The organism is Micromonospora musae (genome assembly GCF_003626545.1).
Classification (GTDB): Bacteria; Actinomycetota; Actinomycetes; order Mycobacteriales; family Micromonosporaceae; genus Micromonospora; species Micromonospora musae.
Map to the genome: position 1 here is coordinate 22554 of NZ_RAZS01000015.1, position 15608 is coordinate 38161.

Here is a 15608-nt window from a genome sequence, read left to right on the forward strand (position 1 = left end):
ACGAGATCACCTTCCCGGAGGCAACCCCATGGATCGCAACATCACCCCCCGTGTCCGCGTCGCCCCGCGCGCGTTGATGGCTGCCGCCGCGCTGGTGCTGCTTCCCGTAGCCGCCTCCGGGTGCGCCGCGCCGGCACCGGCGAACGAGATTCCCCCGCTGCCGGCCACCGCCCCCGCCACCGAGCCGGCGCACGCGGTCCTCGCGGCCGGCAGCGGCGGTGCCGGCGGGTCCACTCCGCCGGCGGCGGCATCCCGTCCGACGTCGCCGTCCCCCTCGGCCGTCGCCGCCGGGAAGAGCTGGCCGCAGCTCGCCTGGCACTCCGAGCCGGAGTACGGAGTCGCCGGCGGTGCGCCCGCTCGGGTTTGGCGGAGCACGCCGGACGGGCGCTGGGAGCTCGTCCGCGAGGCGAGCAGCGCCGACCCGGATGTCGAGGGCAAGGTGGTCGCCTCTCCGGACGGCCGGCGGGCGGCCTGGCTCTCAGCGAAGCCGAACCGGCTGGCGATCAGCCGCTTCGAGGGTGGGTCGGTCGTCTCCGTTCCGCTCCAGGGCACCCTCGATTGCGCGCCGCAGTGGCTGGACAATCTCACCCTCGTCTACGCCGAGGGCCAGCAGGGTGACTGGACGGTGATCGAGACCAGGGCCGACCGCGCCACCCGAAACGTCATCGCGACGCACCAGGCCACCTGCCCGATCGCCGGGCACAACCTGATCGGCTTCGTCCAGGACCGGACGCTGCGGGTCGGCGACGGCAGCGGCGCCTTCCGTACGGTGGCGCCGCGCATTCCGGCCAACCTCAGGATCCACGGCCTGGCCGGCTTCTCCCTGGACGGCCGGAGCCTCGTGATCAGCGCTCACGTGCCGAACGCCGGCGAGTGCGCCTGCACCTGGCGGATCCGCAACTACCAGGTGACCCTCGCCACCGGTGCGGCCACCGAGCTGGCGCCGCTCGACCCGGCCTGGCGCGAGGCGACCGGCCACGGGATTGCCGAGCACGTGACGTTCCGGCCGGACGGGACGTTGCTCGCGCAGATCAACACCGCCACCCCCACCGACGACGCGCCCGCCTACCGGCTGGTCCGGTACGCCGCCGACGGACGGGTGCTGGCGAGCCTGCCGGTCCCGGCCGGCACCCCGTGGGGCCGCCTGCTCGGCTGACCACGGACGCGGACGGACGACGGGCCACACCGACGGGGGGTGGCCCGTCGTCGTACGTCCGCTGGGCGGGTGTCACGTGTGCCACGTTCCTCCGCTGGAGGGCACCGCCGGACGGGCCCTCGGTGCCAAACTGGTCGCCGCAGGCAACCAGGGAGCGTGAAGGAGGCCGCCGTGCGTTGGCGCAGCTTCGTGGCGGTGGGCGACAGCTTCACCGAGGGAATGGACGATCCGTACCCGGACGGCAGCTACCGGGGCTGGGCGGACCTGGTCGCGACCCGGCTGGCCGCCGAGGCCGGCCCGGATTTCCGGTACGCGAACCTCGCCATCCGCGGTCGGCTCTTCCCGGACATCGTGGCGAACCAGGTTCCCGAGGCGCTCGCCATGAAACCGGACCTGGTCAGCTTCGCCGCCGGCGGCAACGACGTGCTGCGCCGCACCTTCGACCCGGAGACGCTGGTCGCCCGGTTCGACGAGATCGTGGGAAGGTTCCGGGCGACCGGCGCCGACGTGGTGATCTTCCGGTTCGCCGACGTGATGGCCCGGCTGCCCGGCCAGCGCCTGGTCAAGCCCCGGGTGGAGCTGCTCAACCGGGCGGTCGGCGAGGCCGCCGAACGGCACGGCGCGATCATGGTCGACCTGTACGCGGACGACACCTACCTCAACCCCACGCTCTGGGGCATCGACCGGCTGCACCTCTCGGCGGCGGGGCACCGGCGGGTCGCCGGCCAGGTCCTCGACGCGCTCGGGGTCGGCTGCGACGAGCAGTGGCTCCTGGTCCCACCACACCCGGCGCCGACGCCGTGGCTGGCCGCCCGCGCGGCCGACGCGCGCTGGGCCGGCCAGCACCTGGCACCGTGGATCAAGCGTCGGCTCACCGGCCGCTCGTCCGGGGACACCGTCACCGCGAAACGCCCGCTGCTCGGCCCGATCTCCGACTGACCGCTGCCCGGCCTGCCTGGCCGGTCACGTTTACGGGTTGACGCCGGGGAGTCCGGCGTACCTTGGGCATCATGTCTGTGCCGAGCGATCCTGATTCCCGTCTCCAGGCGTACGCGGACCCGCAGCGCCTGGTCACCACCGCCTGGCTGGCCGAGCACCTCGGCGACGAGGGCCTCGTCGTCATCGAGTCCGACGAGGACGTCCTGCTCTACGACACCGGCCACATCCCCGGCGCCGTCAAGGTGGACTGGCACCTGGAGTTGAACGACCAGGTGACCCGGGACTACCTGGACGCCAAGAGCTTCGCCGAGCTCTGCGCCGCCAAGGGCATCGGCCGCGACGACACCGTCGTCTTCTACGGTGACAACTTCAACTGGTGGGCCGCGTACGCCCTCTGGGTCTTCTCCCTCTTCGGCCACGCGGACGTACGGCTGCTCGACGGTGGCCGGCAGAAGTGGATCGCCGAGGGGCGGGAGCTGAGCCGCGACAAGGTGAGCCGACCGCGGGCCGACTATCCGGTGCCGCAGCGGGACGACGCCCCGATCCGGGCGTACCGCGAGCAGGTGATGGCGCACGTGGCCGCAGGCCGTCCGCTGGTCGACGTCCGATCGCCCGGCGAGTACACCGGCGAGATGCTGCACATGCCGGACTATCCGCAGGAGGGCGCGCTGCGCGGCGGGCACATCCCGGGCGCGGTGAACAAGCCGTGGAAGTCCGCGGCCAACGACGACGGGACGTTCAAGTCCCCGGACGAGCTGCGTGCCATCTACGCCGACCAGCTCGGGCTGAGCCCGGACGACGACATCGTGGCCTACTGCCGGATCGGGGAGCGCTCCAGCCACACCTGGTTCGTGCTGCGGCACCTGCTCGGCTACCCGCAGGTGCGCAACTACGACGGCTCGTGGACCGAGTGGGGCAACCTGGTCCGCGCCCCCGTCGTGCAGGGTGACCAGCCCGGTGGCCTGAACCCCTGACCTCGGTCGACGGAAGGGGCCCGATCGCGCCGGTTCCGGTGCGACCGGGCCCTTCGACGTAGCGCCGGTGGGTCAGCGGGCGGCGAGGGAGAGCTTGCCGTACAGGTCCCGGACCACTCCGGTGATCTCGCCGGTCGCCGGCCGCCAGCGCAGCAGCCCGCCCGGGTCGTGGCGGAGCAGCACGGCGTCGCCGTCCCAGCCGAGCACCTCGCAGCAGCCCTTCGAGCGGTCGCGGCCCAGGTCGAGCAGGCGGGTCACCACTCCGGTCCGGGCGTCCAACACCGCGACCCCCTCCGCCCCGTCCATGATCCCGGTGGTGATCCAGGCCGCCCGGGCGATCTCGTCGCCGCGCTGCCAGCCCCGTCCGTAGAACTCGTTCACCGAGTTGCCGGTCGGCAGGGCGCGGAGGTCGAGCGGCCGGTCGCCCCGATCGGTGCCGTCGGCGCTGCGCGTCCAACGAGTCAGGGTGACGCCGTCCCGGAGGCCCCCCAACGCCAGCAGGTCGTCGTCTCGGCCGGCCGGGTCGGGGGTGACCAGCTCCCAGGGTGAGAGCGGCACGGTCCGGGTGGCACCCGTCTGCCGGTCCAGCTCGTACGTCGTGTCGTCGTCCCCGACCAAGAGCCGGTCGCCGGCCCAGAGGACGTGCTCCAGGTAGCCCTTGAGCGGGTAGTGGCGGACCTGGGCGGTGGTCAGCTCGACCACGATCACCTCGTCGGTCTGGGCGAACGCGGCGAGCCGTCCGTCCGGGGAGAGGCTGCCGGACTTCAGGGGCACCGCCTCGTTGCCGCTGGCGTCCCGGGTTCGGGCCGGGGTGACCACGTCGAGGTCCCGCACCACGCCGTCGTCGCCGAGCACCTGGATCCGCCCCTCGACACCGGTCTCCGGGTCGATCGGCTGGTAGAGGGCCAGCGCCTGGCGGACCGGACGGCCGGAGAGCGACGCGGTCACCGGATCACCGAGGCGACCGAGCGGGTCGCCGGGGTAGTTGAGCTCCGTCGGCGGTCGCTGCACCGGCGACGCGTTCGGGGCCGGGGTCGCGGTCGAGGTGGTGGGCGTGGTCGGCGCCGGTGGGTCGGCGGGGCGCAGGGTCAGCACCGTACCGCCGGTGAGCAGGACGACGGCGACGGCGGCGGCCGCACCGGCGCGCCGGTGGCGGCGGAGTCGCCGGGCCTGCTCCCAGCCCTCGGCGGCCGGGCGTTCGGGTCGGATCTCGTCGGCGGCCAGGGTCAGCAGGCGGCCGAGCTCCTCCTCCCTCACCGGGTCACCTCCATCCCGTTGGCGAGGCCGTCGTCGCGGCCCAGGTCGGGCGCGACCTCACGGAGTCGGCGCAGCGCCGCGTGGCACTGGCTCTTCACGGTGCCCACGGTCACGCCGAGCACCTCGGCGGTGGACGCCTCGGTCAGGTCCTCGTAGTAACGCAGCACCAGGACCGCCCGTTGACGCGGCGGGAGTTGCCCGAGGGCGTCGTGCAGCGCGAGCCGGAGCGCGCCGTCCCGGTCGGCGGTCGACCGCTCCGGTGGCTGCGCGCTGAGCCACTCCCGGCGGCGGCGTCGCCACCAGGAGACCGCGTCCCGGTAGAGGATCGACCGTACGTAGGCGGCCGGGTCACCGTCGCGCACGCTGGGCCAGCGCAGCGCCAGCTTCAGCAGCGCGTCCTGGAGGAGGTCCTCGGCCTGGTGCCGGTTGCCGCAGACCAGGTACGCGGCGCGCAGCAGCCGGTGCTGGTGGCTCTCCACGAAGGCGATGTAGCCGTCCCGCCCGTCGCTCGCCGCCGGTCCCATCCGCCCCCCTCTCCCGGCCGTCGCGTTCCACGTCACCTGGCAGACGCACGGGAGGGCGGAAAAGGTTGGGTCACTTCTCCGGCAGCCCGGTCAGGTAACGCTGGAGGGTCGGCGCCACCCAGGCGACCAGCTCCTCCGGTGCCATCGCCACCATCGGTGGCAGCTTGACTATGTAGCGGGTGAAGGCGATGCCGAGGGTCTGAGAGGCCACCAGGCCCGCCCGCCGGGCGGTCGTCGCCGGGTCGGTGCCGAAAGCGGCCACGGCCGCGGTGAGCTGGTCGGTGAAGAGGGCCCGCATCCGCTCGGCCGCGCCCGGGTTCGTGCTGGCGGTGCGGAGCAGTGCGGCCAGCGTCTCGTCCCCCTCCCACCGGGTGAGGAAGTGGCGGATGAGCAGCTCGCCGAGCTGTCCGGGCGGTACGGCGGTCAGGTCGGGCAGGCGCAGGTCGAACTCGGCTGCCGCCGCGAAGAGGCCCTCCTTGTTGCCGTAGTACCGCATCACCATCGACGGGTCGATCCGGGCGTCCGCCGCGATCGCCCGGATGGTGGCCCGCTCGTAGCCCTCGGCGGCGAACCGGTCCCGGGCGGCTCGGAGGATCGCCGCGCGGGTGGCGTCCGATCGGCGGGGACGGGCCGGCTCGGTTGTCGCTGTCATGCCAACGACCGTAGGCCAACACCCGTTGACATTTCCAGTCCACAGTAGTCAAACTTGCCAACAAGTGTTGGCCAACGACTGTTGGCAAAGTTGCTCCGGAGGTGGTCATGCTGCCCACGAAGACCGACGTCCTGGTGGTCGGAGCCGGCCCGACGGGGCTCGCCACCGCGCTCACCCTCGCCCGGCGAGGAGTCGACGTGACACTCCTCGACCAGACGGACCGGCCACCGACCACCTCCCGGGCCGCCGTCGTGCACCCGTACACCCTGGAGGTGCTGGACCGGATCGGCGCGGCGACGCCGCTGGTGGCCCAGGGTGTGCGGGCGCCGCGCTTCACCGTGCGCGACCACGACCGGGTGCTGATGGCGGTGCCGTTCCACCGGTTGCCGACCCGCTTCCCCTACGCGCTGCTGGTCTCCCAGTCGGTCACCGAGGCGGCGCTCACCGAGCAGTTGAGCGGGCTGGGCGTGACAGTGCGCCGGCCGTGCCGACTGACCGGCGTGACGCCGACCGGAGACGGCGTGCTCGCGCAGGTCGACGACGAACAGCTCCGCGCCCGCTTCGTGGTCGGCGCGGACGGCATGCACAGCACGGTCCGCCGGATCGCCGGCATCGGCTTCGCCGGGCGGACCGGCGAGGAATCGTTCGTGCTCGCCGACGTCCGCGTGCACAGCGACCTGCCCCGCGACGAGGCGGCTCTCTTCCTCGCCCGATCCGGGCCGCTGATCTGGGCGCCGCTGCCCGACGGGGTGGTCCGGCTGGTGGCCGCCGTGCCGCAGGCGGCCGCCGAGCCCGGACTCGCCGACCTCCAGTCGCTGCTCGACGAGCGAGGGCCGGTGCGGCGGCCGGATCGGGTGACCGAGGTGTTGTGGGCGTCCCGTTTCCGGGTGCACCACCGGGTCGCCGACACCTACCGGGCCGGGCCGCTCCTGCTCGCCGGGGACGCCGCGCACGTGCACAGCCCGGCCGGCGGGCAGGGCATGAACCTCGGCATCTGCGACGCGGTCGCGCTCGGAACCGCCCTGGCCGACGTGCTCGCCGACGGTTCCGCGACGGGGCTCGACGGGTACACCGCCCGGCAGCGGCCGATGGCCGAGGACGTCCTGCGCTTCGCGGCCGGGCTCACCCGGCTCGCCACCCTCCCCCCGGCCGGGCGGCCCGTGCGGGACGTGCTGCTGCGGCTCGCCGGGGCGGTGCCGCCCCTTCGGCAGCGGATCGCCCTGCGCCTCTCCGGACTCTCCCATCGGAGCGCGAGCGCCGAATAGGCTGCGCCGGTGACACAGGTCTGGCGGGACTGGGGCGGCGTCCTGCTCGCCGCGTGCGCCGCGCTGCCGCTGCTGGCCCTGCTCGTCGCCGGGCTGGCCCGGACGCGCCGGAGCACCGTCCCTCCCGGTGAGGCCTGGTGGCGCAGCGTCGCCGAGGTGGGCGCGGTCGCCGGGACGGTGCCGTGGGTGTGGATGATCCTGACCCCGCGCGCGGCGCCCCGCGAGGTCGACGCGGTGCCCCTGCACGATCTGCTCGACCTGCTGACCGGGTCGCCCACCACCGCCGTGGTCCAGGTGGTCGGCAACCTGCTGGTCTTCGCCGCGCTGGGCTTCTTCGCACCGGTACGCCTGACCGTGCTGGCCGGGCCCGGCCGGCTCTTCCTGCTCGGCGCGGCGGGCTCGGTGCTCGTCGAACTCCTCCAGTACGCGCTGGACCTCGGCCGGGTCTCCTCCGTGGACGACGTGCTGCTCAACGCGACGGGGGCGGTCCTGGCCGGACTGCTGTCCCGGCCGTGGTGGGCCGGTCGACGGGCGGCGTCGGTGCCACCGGTCGCAGCATCCGCCACGCCGCGGCGGTGACCAGCGCGAACGTCCCCGTGGCCGCCACCATGACCGGCACCGTCCCGTACGCCCCGGCGACCAGCCCGGCGAGCGTCGCGCCGACGGGGGCGGCGAGCAGCCCGAGCATCCGCTGAGCCGCGCCCACCCGACCGAGCAGGGCGGCCGGCACCCGCTGCTGCCCGTACGACGTCCAGAGGCTGTTCCACACGGAGGTGCCGGCGGCGAAGACGGCCAGCGCGAGACCGGCCGGCACCGGGTGCCGGGCGAACGCGAACCCGGCGAGCGCCACGGTCTGCCCGGCGAGCACGACGCGCAGCGCGGGCAGGGTGCCGAACCGTGCGGCGATCCGGCCGGCCGTCAACGCCCCGACCACGCCACCGACGATCGCGCTCGCGGTGAAGAGCCCGTACCCCGCCGGTGGCACCCGCAGCACGTCCAGTGCGTGGAGCACCAGGACGGCGAGCAGCCCGCTGATCGCCAGGTTGCAGCCCGCGGAGAGCAGGCTGACCTGCCACAGTGTCCGGTCGTCGCGCAGCCGGCGGAGGCCGGCCGTGACCTCGGCCAGCACCGACGGCCGTCTCGCCCGATGATTCGGCGGACCGGCCGGGACGGGCGGGTGACCGCCCCGGGGCAGGGCGAGGACGAGGAGTGCGGCCAGGGCGAAGGTGACGGCGTCGACGGCGAAGGGGAGGGCGGGCGAGGCGGCGAACGCCAGCCCGGCGACGGGCGCGCCGAGGAAGCCTCCGGCGACCGCCGTACCGGCCTGGAGGCGGCCGTTGGCCCGGGGCAGGGCCGTCGGCGGCACGACCGAGGGCAGCAGCGCGAAGGAGGCGGCGTCGAAGAGGGAGCCCAGCGCGGCGAGCAGGAACGCGACCAGCAGCAGGGTCACCACACCGGCCCGACCGGTGACGATCGCCACGGCGAACGCGGCCACCAGGGCGGCGCGCGCGCCGTCCACCAGCGCCATGGTGCGCCGGCGGTCCCAGCGGTCGGCGTAGACACCACCCAGCAGACCGAAGAGCAGCGGCGGCAGCTGCGCGGCCACGGTGATCGCGGCGATCAGCCGGGGGTCGCGGGTGAGCGTGGCGGCGAGCAGGGCGAGCGCCGGCGTACGCAGGGCATCGCCGAGCCGCGAGGAGACGGCGGCCGACCACAGCAGGTGGAAGTCGCGGCCGAGGCGGGTCGTGGGCACGCCGGGCAGCGTGCCGGTTCGAGCCGGTCGAGGGTCAAGCCGCCGGGTGAAAGGAGGACGCGCTTGTCGGTGATCATCGGTACGGTGAGCGCCGGATTCGGACCGGGGAGCGCAAAGGCGTGGACCACACTTTCCAGGTCGACCTTCGTGGCGTCGTCGACCTGCTCAGTCATCACCTCTACGGCAGCCCGCGGGTCTACCTCCGCGAGCTCTTGCAGAACGCGGTCGACGCGATCACCGCGCGGCGGACGTCCGACCCGGACGCGCCCGCGCTGATCCGGGTCGAGCCGCCCGAGCTGACCGGTGACGGGACGCTCCGGGTGCACGACACCGGCATCGGCCTCACCGAGGCGCAGGTGCACGAACTGCTGGCCACGATCGGGCGCAGCTCCAAGCGCGACGAGCTGGGCTTCTCCCGGCACGACTTTCTCGGCCAGTTCGGTATCGGGCTGCTCTCCTGCTTCCTCGTCGCCGAGGAGATCCGGGTCTTCACCCGGCACGGCGACCAGCCGACCGTCTGCTGGACCGGCTACTCCGACGGCCGCTACACCGTCGAGCCCGCACCGCCGGGGGCCGGGCGGAGCGAACCGGGCACCACCGTCACCCTGGTTCCACGCCGGGACGCCGACCAGTGGTTCGCCACCCCGACCGTCACCGACCTGGCGCGGCTCTTCGGCTCGCTGCTGCCGGTCACCGTGCGGGTCGGCGACGCGGTCACGACCGTCGGGGCACCGCCCTGGCCGACCACGCCCGGCACGCCGGTCGACCGTCCGGCCCTGATCCGGTACGCCCGGGAGACGCTCGGCTTCGACCCGTTCGACGTGCTGCCGCTCTCGGTGCCGGAGGCGGGGCTGACGGGCGCGGCGTTCATCCTCCCGGAGCCGGTGAACCCGGCGGTCCGCGCCGGCCACCGGGTCTACCTGAAGCGGATGCTCCTCACCGAGCACGCCGACGGCCTGCTGCCGGACTGGGCGTTCTTCGCCCACTGCGTGGTGGACGCCAGCGAGCTGCGGCCGACCGCGAGCCGGGAGGCACTCTACGAGGACACCCTGCTCAACGCCGCCCGGGAGGCGCTCGGCGACCAGGTGCGGGGCTGGCTGGTGCGGCTCGCCAAGCACGATCCGCGCCGGCTCGCCGAGTTCCTCCAGATCCACCACCTCGGGGTGAAGGCGCTGGCGCTGCACGACGACGAGATGCTCCGGCTGGTCGACCAGTGGTGGCCCATGGACACGAACGTCGGCACCCTCACCCTGGCCGAGTTCCGCCAGCGGCACGGCCTGATCCGGTACGCGGCGAGCCTGGACGAGTTCCGCCAGCTCGCCGCGGTCGCCGCCGCCCAGGACCTGGCGGTGGTCAACGGTGGCTACACGTACGACACCGAGCTGATCGAGCGGCTGCCCTCCGTGGAGCGGTCGGTGCTCATCGAACGGCTGGAGCCGAGTGACCTGACCACCCGGTTCGACAACCTCGACCCCAAGGTCGAGCTGGCCCTGCGGCCCTTCCTCACCGCCGCCCAGCGGGCGCTGGAGCGGTCGGGCTGCGAGGTGGTGATCCGGGCGTACGAGCCGGTCTCGCTGCCCGCGCTCTACCTGGTGAGCCGCTCGGCGGCCTTCAACGACCAGCTGGCGGCGAGCCGCGACAAGGCCGACGAGCTGTGGGGCGGGGTGCTCGACGCGCTCGCCGCGTCCGCCCCGCCGGACCGCCCGCAGCTGGTGCTCAACCACCGCAACCCGCTGGTCCGCCGGGTCGCCACGCTCACCGACCCGGACCTGGTCGGGCTCGCCGTCGAGGCGCTCTACGGGCAGGCGCTGCTGCTCGGGCACCATCCGATCCGCGCGGCCGACGCCGCGCTGCTGAACAGTTCCTTCCTCGGCCTGCTCGGCCGGGCCGTACCAGGACAGGAGTGAGCGGTGGGGACCACCGAGGATCTCTGGCGGGTGCTCCGCGAGGTCAGCAACATGCCGTACGGGCCGGGGCAGATCGCCGCGCTGGAGCAGCTGCTCCGGCGGGTCGACACGGCCGAGGACCGGGAACTCGCCTTCGTCACCCGGATGCAGGGCACCACCGCGTACACGTACGGCGGTGAGCCGGCGAAGTCCTTCGTGACCTTCTCCTGGTGCCTCGCCGAGTTCGACCGCGACCCGCAGCCCTACCACGCCCGCCACGCCGGGCAGCTGCTCTGGCACTTCAAGTACATGGTCAACCTGATGCTGAAGTTCCCCGAGGTGCCGCTCGACCGGACGTACGCGGTCCTCGACGACATGCAGCGGCGGTACCAGGCCGGCGGGCACAGCCTCCAGGCCGTCCACAAGCACCGGTTCCGGGTCGCCGAGCACGTCGGGGACACCGACGCGGCGTCGCACTGGTACCGGCTCTGGCAGACCACCCCGCGCGACCAGCTCTCCGACTGCGCCGGCTGCGACCCGACCACCGAGGTGCAGTACCTCGCCGACACCGGCCGGTACGCCGAGGCGGCGAGCCTGGCCGAGCCGGTGCTTGCCGGGCGGCTCACCTGCAACGAGCAGCCCCAGGCGATCCTGACCGCGCTGCTCGTGCCCTACCTGCGGACCGGTCGGCACGACGACGCGCTAAACGCGCACCGGACGGCGTACCGCCGGATGCGGGGCAACCTCTCCGACCTGTGGGACATCGGCGACCACATCGAGTTCTGCACGGTCACCGGTAACGAGGCGCGGGCGCTGGAGCTGGTCGAGCGGCACCTGGACTGGCTGGACCGCTCGCCCTCCCCGGCCGCGGCCATGCACTTCGCGGCGACCGCCGCCGCGGCGCTGTGGCAGGTCGACGGCGGGTTGACCGTCTACCGGCGGGCATCGGCCGACCGCCCGGCCGCCGACGTGCCGGCGGCCCGGCTCGCCGCGGAGCTGGCGGAGACCGCCACCGAGCTGGCCGCCCGGTTCGACGCCCGCAACGGCACCGCCCGCCAGTCCGAGCTGATCGCCGCCCGGCTGGCGATGCAACCGAGCGGTGAGCACGTGCCGCTCTCGGCGAGCGTGCGCCGTCGCGTGCCGGTCCCGGGTTCCCCGGCGGGAACCGTGCCGCCGATCGGCGTCGAGGACACCAGCGCTTCCGGACCGGCGACGCCGGAGATCCCGGTCGACGCCGGACCCGACGAGCTGCTCGACCTCGCCGAGTCGTGCTGGCACCGGCACGACCGTCCCGGCTTCCAGGCCGCCCTCTCCGCCTACGACGAGCGGTTCGGCGCGACGGAACCCACAGCGGTCACGACGGCCCGGCGGCTGGAGCTGCGGGCGGCCGAGTTGAGCGACGACGAGCAGGTCCCGGTCGCCATCGAGACCGCCCGGGCGGCCACGGCCGCCTACCGGGAGCTGGGCGACGAACTCCGCGCGCAGGTGGTCGCCAGCCGGCTCGGGGTGCTGCTCGCCATGACCGAGACGGGCCGGGAGGAGGGGCTGGCGCTGGTGGAGGCCGCCGCCGACGCCCTCGACCGGCTCGGGGACGACCGGCAGCGGGCCGCCGCGCGGGACCGGGTGGCGCTGGCGCTGATGCACGGCGAGCGTTGGGCGGAGGCGCTGGCCGAGCTGGAGCGGATTCCGCCGGTCGCCGACCCGTACCTGGAGCTGCGAGTCGCGCTGCACCGCGCCCATGCGCTGGAGGAGTCGGAGAAGGCGGAGGAGTTCCGCTCGGCGGCCGAGCGGGCCCGCGGGCTGGCTCGGGAGTTGGGCGTCGGCGAGCTGCTGATGAGCGCCTGCCTGGCGTACGCCCGTTCGGCCGAGGACCCGGCGGAGGCGGTCACCGCCTGCGACGAGGCACTGGCCGTCGCGCCACCGAACGCACTGCTCGCGGTCCGGGTCACCCGGGCCCGGGCGCTGATGGCGGCCGGGCGCGCGGACGAGGCGGTGGACGACTTCGCCGAGGCGGTGACGCTCTGCGTGGAGCAGGGCGCCACGGGAGACGCCCTGCTCCGTTGGGAGCTGGCGAACGCGTACCGGGTCGCCGGGCGGTTGAACGAGGCGGCCGAGGTCGCCGAGGAGGCCGTGCTCGGGTTGGACAAGCTCGGGGCGCAGGTCCAGGCGGACCGTTGCCGGTACCTGCTGGCCGGCGTCTACCAGGGGCTCGGCGAGACCGAGCCCGCGCTCGCCCTGCTCGAACAGCTCGCAGAGAACCTGGACGGTCCGGACAATCTGCCGCACCGGGCCGAGATGCTGGAGGAGGCGGGTGGGCTGCTCTACGGCGTCGACCGGGACGCGCTGGCCGCCGAGCGGTTCGCCGCGGCGGCGAGCACGTACGAGCTGGCCGGGCTCGCCGTGGACGAACTGCGGGCCCGTCGACGTGAGGCGTACGCCTGGATGTGGGCCGGTGACGGTGCGACGGCGCTGCGGGTGGTGGAGGTGATGGACGGCCTCTCGGCCGCGCTCGCCGACGATCCGGAGCCGCCGGCGACGTACGAGCGGGCGATGGCGACCGAGGCGGCGGCGCGGGTGCTGGCCGGCGAGGGCCGTGAGGGCGAGGCGCTGGACCGGCTGGCCGGGTTGCCGGACCGCCTCCGGTCGATCGAGGCGTTCGGCGAGGCGGCGCAGGTGGAGATCTTCACCGGGGAGCTGCTGCTGCGGTCGGATCGGCCGGCCGACGCGGAGCGGCTGCTGCGCGACGTGCTGGGCGGGCTGCCCGTCGGGAGCCGGCCGGTGCAGCAGGCGGCCTGGCTGCTCGCCCAGGCGCTGGATGGTCTCGGCCGGTCGGACGAGGCCGCCGAGCTGCGCGCCGAGCACAACCTCGATCACGACCACTGATCGTGACCCGGGCCGGCCGTCGTACCGGTCGGCCCGGGCCATCGGCCGGGTCTGATCGACCATCCGGCAACCTTGCCTCCTCCTCACCGTCCGCGCAGGTCTACGCTTGCCCCGTGACGGTGGAGCAGCAGGCGCGGGGCGCGGCCGGCGCGAGCCGGCGTCGTTCTCGTAAGGACGAGATCCTGGAGATCGCGGTCGGTCTCTTCGCCGCGCGCGGCTACCACGGTGTCTCGATGGACGACATCGGTGCGGCGGCCGGAGTCACCGGGCCGGCGCTCTACCACCACTTCGCCGGCAAGGAAGCCATGCTGGTCGCCGCGCTCATTCCGGTGAGCGAGGGGCTGCTCGACGGTGGCCGTGAGCGCGCCACCGCCCACCCGGACGACCCGCGGGCCGCGCTGGAGTCGCTCATCGACTTCCACGTCGACTTCGCGCTGGCGAATCCGGCGGTGATCGCCCTGCACCTGCACGAGCTGGATCGCCTCCCCGACGAGCCGCGCCGCCGGATCCGCCGCCTCCAGCGGCTCTACGTCGAGGAGTGGGTCACGGTGCTCACGGCCCTGCACCCGGGCATGCCCGACGGTGAGGCCCGGGTGCTGGCCCACGCGGCGTTCGGCCTGATGAACTCCACTCCGTTCCTCGGCGGAGAGGTGGACCGTCGACGTCGGGCGGAGCTGCTCCGCGGCGCCACCCTCGCCGCCCTCCTCGCCTGACCCCACCCCCTCGGGCCTTCGCCTGGCACCGTGTTGATCAAGGGGTTTGCGTCATCTTCCGCGCGAGTACTGATGCAAACCTCTTGATCAACGCGTCCTGGGGGGTGGGGGTCGTGCGCGGCCGGGGTGGCATGGTTCGCTGAGATCCGTCCCAACCCTTGGACGCTGGAGGAGCCATGATCGAGTCACTGCTGGTCGCCAACCGGGGGGAGATCGCCCGCCGGATCATCCGTACCGCCAAGCGGCTCGGCGTCCGGGCGATCGCGGTGCACTCGGAGGTCGACGCGGACCTGCCGTTCGTGGCCGAGGCCGACGAGGCGGTGTGCGTGGGGCCGGCGAACCCGGCACAGAGCTACCGCAACGTCGAGGCGATCCTGGACGCCGCGAAGTCCACCGGTGCGCAGGCCATCCACCCCGGCTACGGCTTCCTGTCGGAGAACGCCGACTTCGCTCGTACCGTCGAGTCGAGCGGGCTGGTCTGGGTCGGGCCCGGCGCCGACGCGATCGCCGCGATGGGCGACAAGATCAATGCTCGGAACCTCATGGCGGCGGCGGGTGTTCCGGTCGCGCCCGGCACCACCGAGCCCGCCGCCGACCTCGCGGCGGCGACGGCCGCCGCGGCCGAGATCGGCTACCCGGTGATGGTGAAGGCCGCGGCCGGCGGCGGTGGCATGGGCATGGGTGTGGCCACCGACGAGGCGGCGCTGCGCACCGAGTACGACAAGGTGCGCGCGTTCGCCGAGCGGATGTTCGGCGACGGCTCGGTGCTGATCGAGCGGTACTTTCCGCGTGTCCGCCACGTCGAGGTGCAGATCCTCGGCCTCGCCGACGGCCGGGTCGTCGCCATCGGCGAACGCGAGTGCTCGGTGCAGCGGCGCAATCAGAAGCTGGTCGAGGAGTCCCCGTCGCCGGCGGTCGACCCGCAGCTGCGGGAGCGGTTCCTCGCCGCCGCCGTGCGGGCCGGCGAGGCGGTGAACTACCGCAACGCGGGCACGGTCGAGTGCCTGTTGGATCCGGCCACGAACGAGTTCTTCTTCCTGGAGATGAACACCCGGCTCCAGGTCGAGCACCCGGTCACCGAGCTGGTCTACGGCATCGATCTGGTGGCGGAGCAGCTGCGGGTGGCCTCCGGGCTGGCCCCGACGTTCGATCCGGCGGCGCTCACCCCGCGCGGGCACGCGATCGAGCTGAGGATCAACGCCGAGGACCCGAAGCGCTTCATTCCGGGACCGGGCGCGATCAGCGCGTGGACCGAGCCGGTCGGCGAGGGCGTACGGGTCGACTCCGGGTACGTCGCCGGCAACACGGTCACCCAGTTCTACGACAGCCTGATGGCGAAGTTGATCGTCAGCGGGGCGGATCGGGCCGAGGCGATCGAGCGCGCGAGGGCGGCCGTGGCCGCGTTCGAGGTCGCCGGTCCGAAGTGCAACCTGCCCTTCTTCGCCGAGCTGCTGGAGAACCCTGAGTTCATCTCCGGCGACTACGACACCGCCCTGATCACCCGCATGCGCTGACCCCGCCCGCTCCTTCTGCCCAGCTCTCGTTGATCAAGAGGTTTGCGTCGGGATTCCGGCTCCGTCTGACGCAAACCTCTTGATCAACGTCG

General features: G+C 73.7%; 13 protein-coding genes. 9 read left to right on the forward strand and 4 right to left on the reverse strand.

What is annotated here, in order from left to right:
* Positions 1–28: 28 nt before the first annotated feature.
* The 3 genes from D7147_RS29440 (at position 29) to D7147_RS29450 (ending at position 3069) form a co-directional block, all read left to right on the forward strand.
* Positions 29–1156, forward strand: coding sequence for a hypothetical protein (locus D7147_RS29440; protein WP_120683534.1), 1128 nt, complete (start codon positions 29–31; stop codon positions 1154–1156).
* Positions 1157–1327: 171 nt separating this feature from the next.
* Positions 1328–2095, forward strand: a complete 768-nt coding sequence (locus D7147_RS29445) for an SGNH/GDSL hydrolase family protein (RefSeq protein ID WP_120683536.1) — start codon at positions 1328–1330, stop codon at positions 2093–2095.
* A 71-nt stretch (positions 2096–2166) separates the two neighbouring features.
* The gene (locus D7147_RS29450; RefSeq protein WP_120683538.1) at positions 2167–3069 is read left to right on the forward strand and encodes a sulfurtransferase; all 903 of its coding nucleotides are present in this window, start codon (positions 2167–2169) and stop codon (positions 3067–3069) included.
* Between the two features lie 72 nt (positions 3070–3141).
* Here D7147_RS29450 and D7147_RS29455 read toward each other — a convergent pair whose 3' ends face one another.
* From D7147_RS29455 to D7147_RS29465, 3 genes are all read right to left on the reverse strand, one after another.
* A complete protein-coding gene (locus D7147_RS29455; protein ID WP_120683540.1) occupies positions 3142–4326 on the reverse strand; it encodes a hypothetical protein in 1185 nt (394 codons plus the stop codon).
* Positions 4323–4850, reverse strand: a complete 528-nt coding sequence (locus D7147_RS29460; RefSeq protein WP_120683542.1) for a SigE family RNA polymerase sigma factor — start codon at positions 4848–4850, stop codon at positions 4323–4325. The genes D7147_RS29455 and D7147_RS29460 overlap by 4 nt, the downstream gene beginning before the upstream one ends.
* A gap of 70 nt (positions 4851–4920) precedes the next feature.
* Entirely contained in the window at positions 4921–5502 is a 582-nt protein-coding gene (locus D7147_RS29465; RefSeq protein WP_120683544.1) for a TetR/AcrR family transcriptional regulator, read from the reverse strand.
* 107 nt (positions 5503–5609) lie between these two features.
* Between D7147_RS29465 and D7147_RS29470 the strand changes: the two genes are divergently transcribed.
* Together D7147_RS29470 and D7147_RS29475 are read left to right on the forward strand one after the other, a co-directional pair.
* Entirely contained in the window at positions 5610–6767 is a 1158-nt protein-coding gene (locus D7147_RS29470) for an FAD-dependent oxidoreductase (RefSeq protein WP_120683760.1), read from the forward strand.
* A 9-nt stretch (positions 6768–6776) separates the two neighbouring features.
* The gene (locus D7147_RS29475; RefSeq protein WP_120683546.1) at positions 6777–7346 is read left to right on the forward strand and encodes a VanZ family protein; all 570 of its coding nucleotides are present in this window, start codon (positions 6777–6779) and stop codon (positions 7344–7346) included.
* On the opposite strand, the gene D7147_RS29480 is transcribed toward D7147_RS29475, so the two are convergent.
* Entirely contained in the window at positions 7237–8520 is a 1284-nt protein-coding gene (locus tag D7147_RS29480; RefSeq protein ID WP_120683548.1) for an MFS transporter, read from the reverse strand. The two genes, D7147_RS29475 and D7147_RS29480, sit on opposite strands and share 110 nt — an antisense overlap.
* Before the next feature lie 119 nt (positions 8521–8639).
* Between D7147_RS29480 and D7147_RS29485 the strand changes: the two genes are divergently transcribed.
* The 4 genes from D7147_RS29485 (at position 8640) to D7147_RS29500 (ending at position 15516) form a co-directional block, all read left to right on the forward strand.
* On the forward strand, positions 8640–10427 hold the full coding sequence (locus D7147_RS29485; RefSeq protein ID WP_120683550.1) for an HSP90 family protein: 1788 nt from the start codon (positions 8640–8642) through the stop codon (positions 10425–10427).
* Positions 10428–10430: 3 nt separating this feature from the next.
* Positions 10431–13289: a hypothetical protein gene (locus D7147_RS29490; protein WP_233563565.1), complete on the forward strand. Its 2859-nt coding sequence runs from the start codon at positions 10431–10433 to the stop codon at positions 13287–13289.
* A gap of 113 nt (positions 13290–13402) precedes the next feature.
* A complete protein-coding gene (locus D7147_RS29495) occupies positions 13403–14002 on the forward strand; it encodes a TetR/AcrR family transcriptional regulator (RefSeq protein WP_120683552.1) in 600 nt (199 codons plus the stop codon).
* A gap of 176 nt (positions 14003–14178) precedes the next feature.
* Positions 14179–15516, forward strand: coding sequence for an acetyl-CoA carboxylase biotin carboxylase subunit (locus D7147_RS29500; protein ID WP_120683554.1), 1338 nt, complete (start codon positions 14179–14181; stop codon positions 15514–15516).
* Positions 15517–15608: the final 92 nt, after the last annotated feature.

Coding starts and splice junctions, on each gene's coding strand:
- D7147_RS29500 (WP_120683554.1), top strand. CDS start 14,179: ATGATCGAGTCACTGCTGGTCGCCAACCGGGGGGAGATCGCCCGCCGG.
- D7147_RS29460 (WP_120683542.1), bottom strand. CDS start 4,850: ATGGGACCGGCGGCGAGCGACGGGCGGGACGGCTACATCGCCTTCGTG.
- D7147_RS29440 (WP_120683534.1), top strand. CDS start 29: ATGGATCGCAACATCACCCCCCGTGTCCGCGTCGCCCCGCGCGCGTTG.
- D7147_RS29450 (WP_120683538.1), top strand. CDS start 2,167: ATGTCTGTGCCGAGCGATCCTGATTCCCGTCTCCAGGCGTACGCGGAC.
- D7147_RS29465 (WP_120683544.1), bottom strand. CDS start 5,502: ATGACAGCGACAACCGAGCCGGCCCGTCCCCGCCGATCGGACGCCACC.
- D7147_RS29470 (WP_120683760.1), top strand. CDS start 5,610: ATGCTGCCCACGAAGACCGACGTCCTGGTGGTCGGAGCCGGCCCGACG.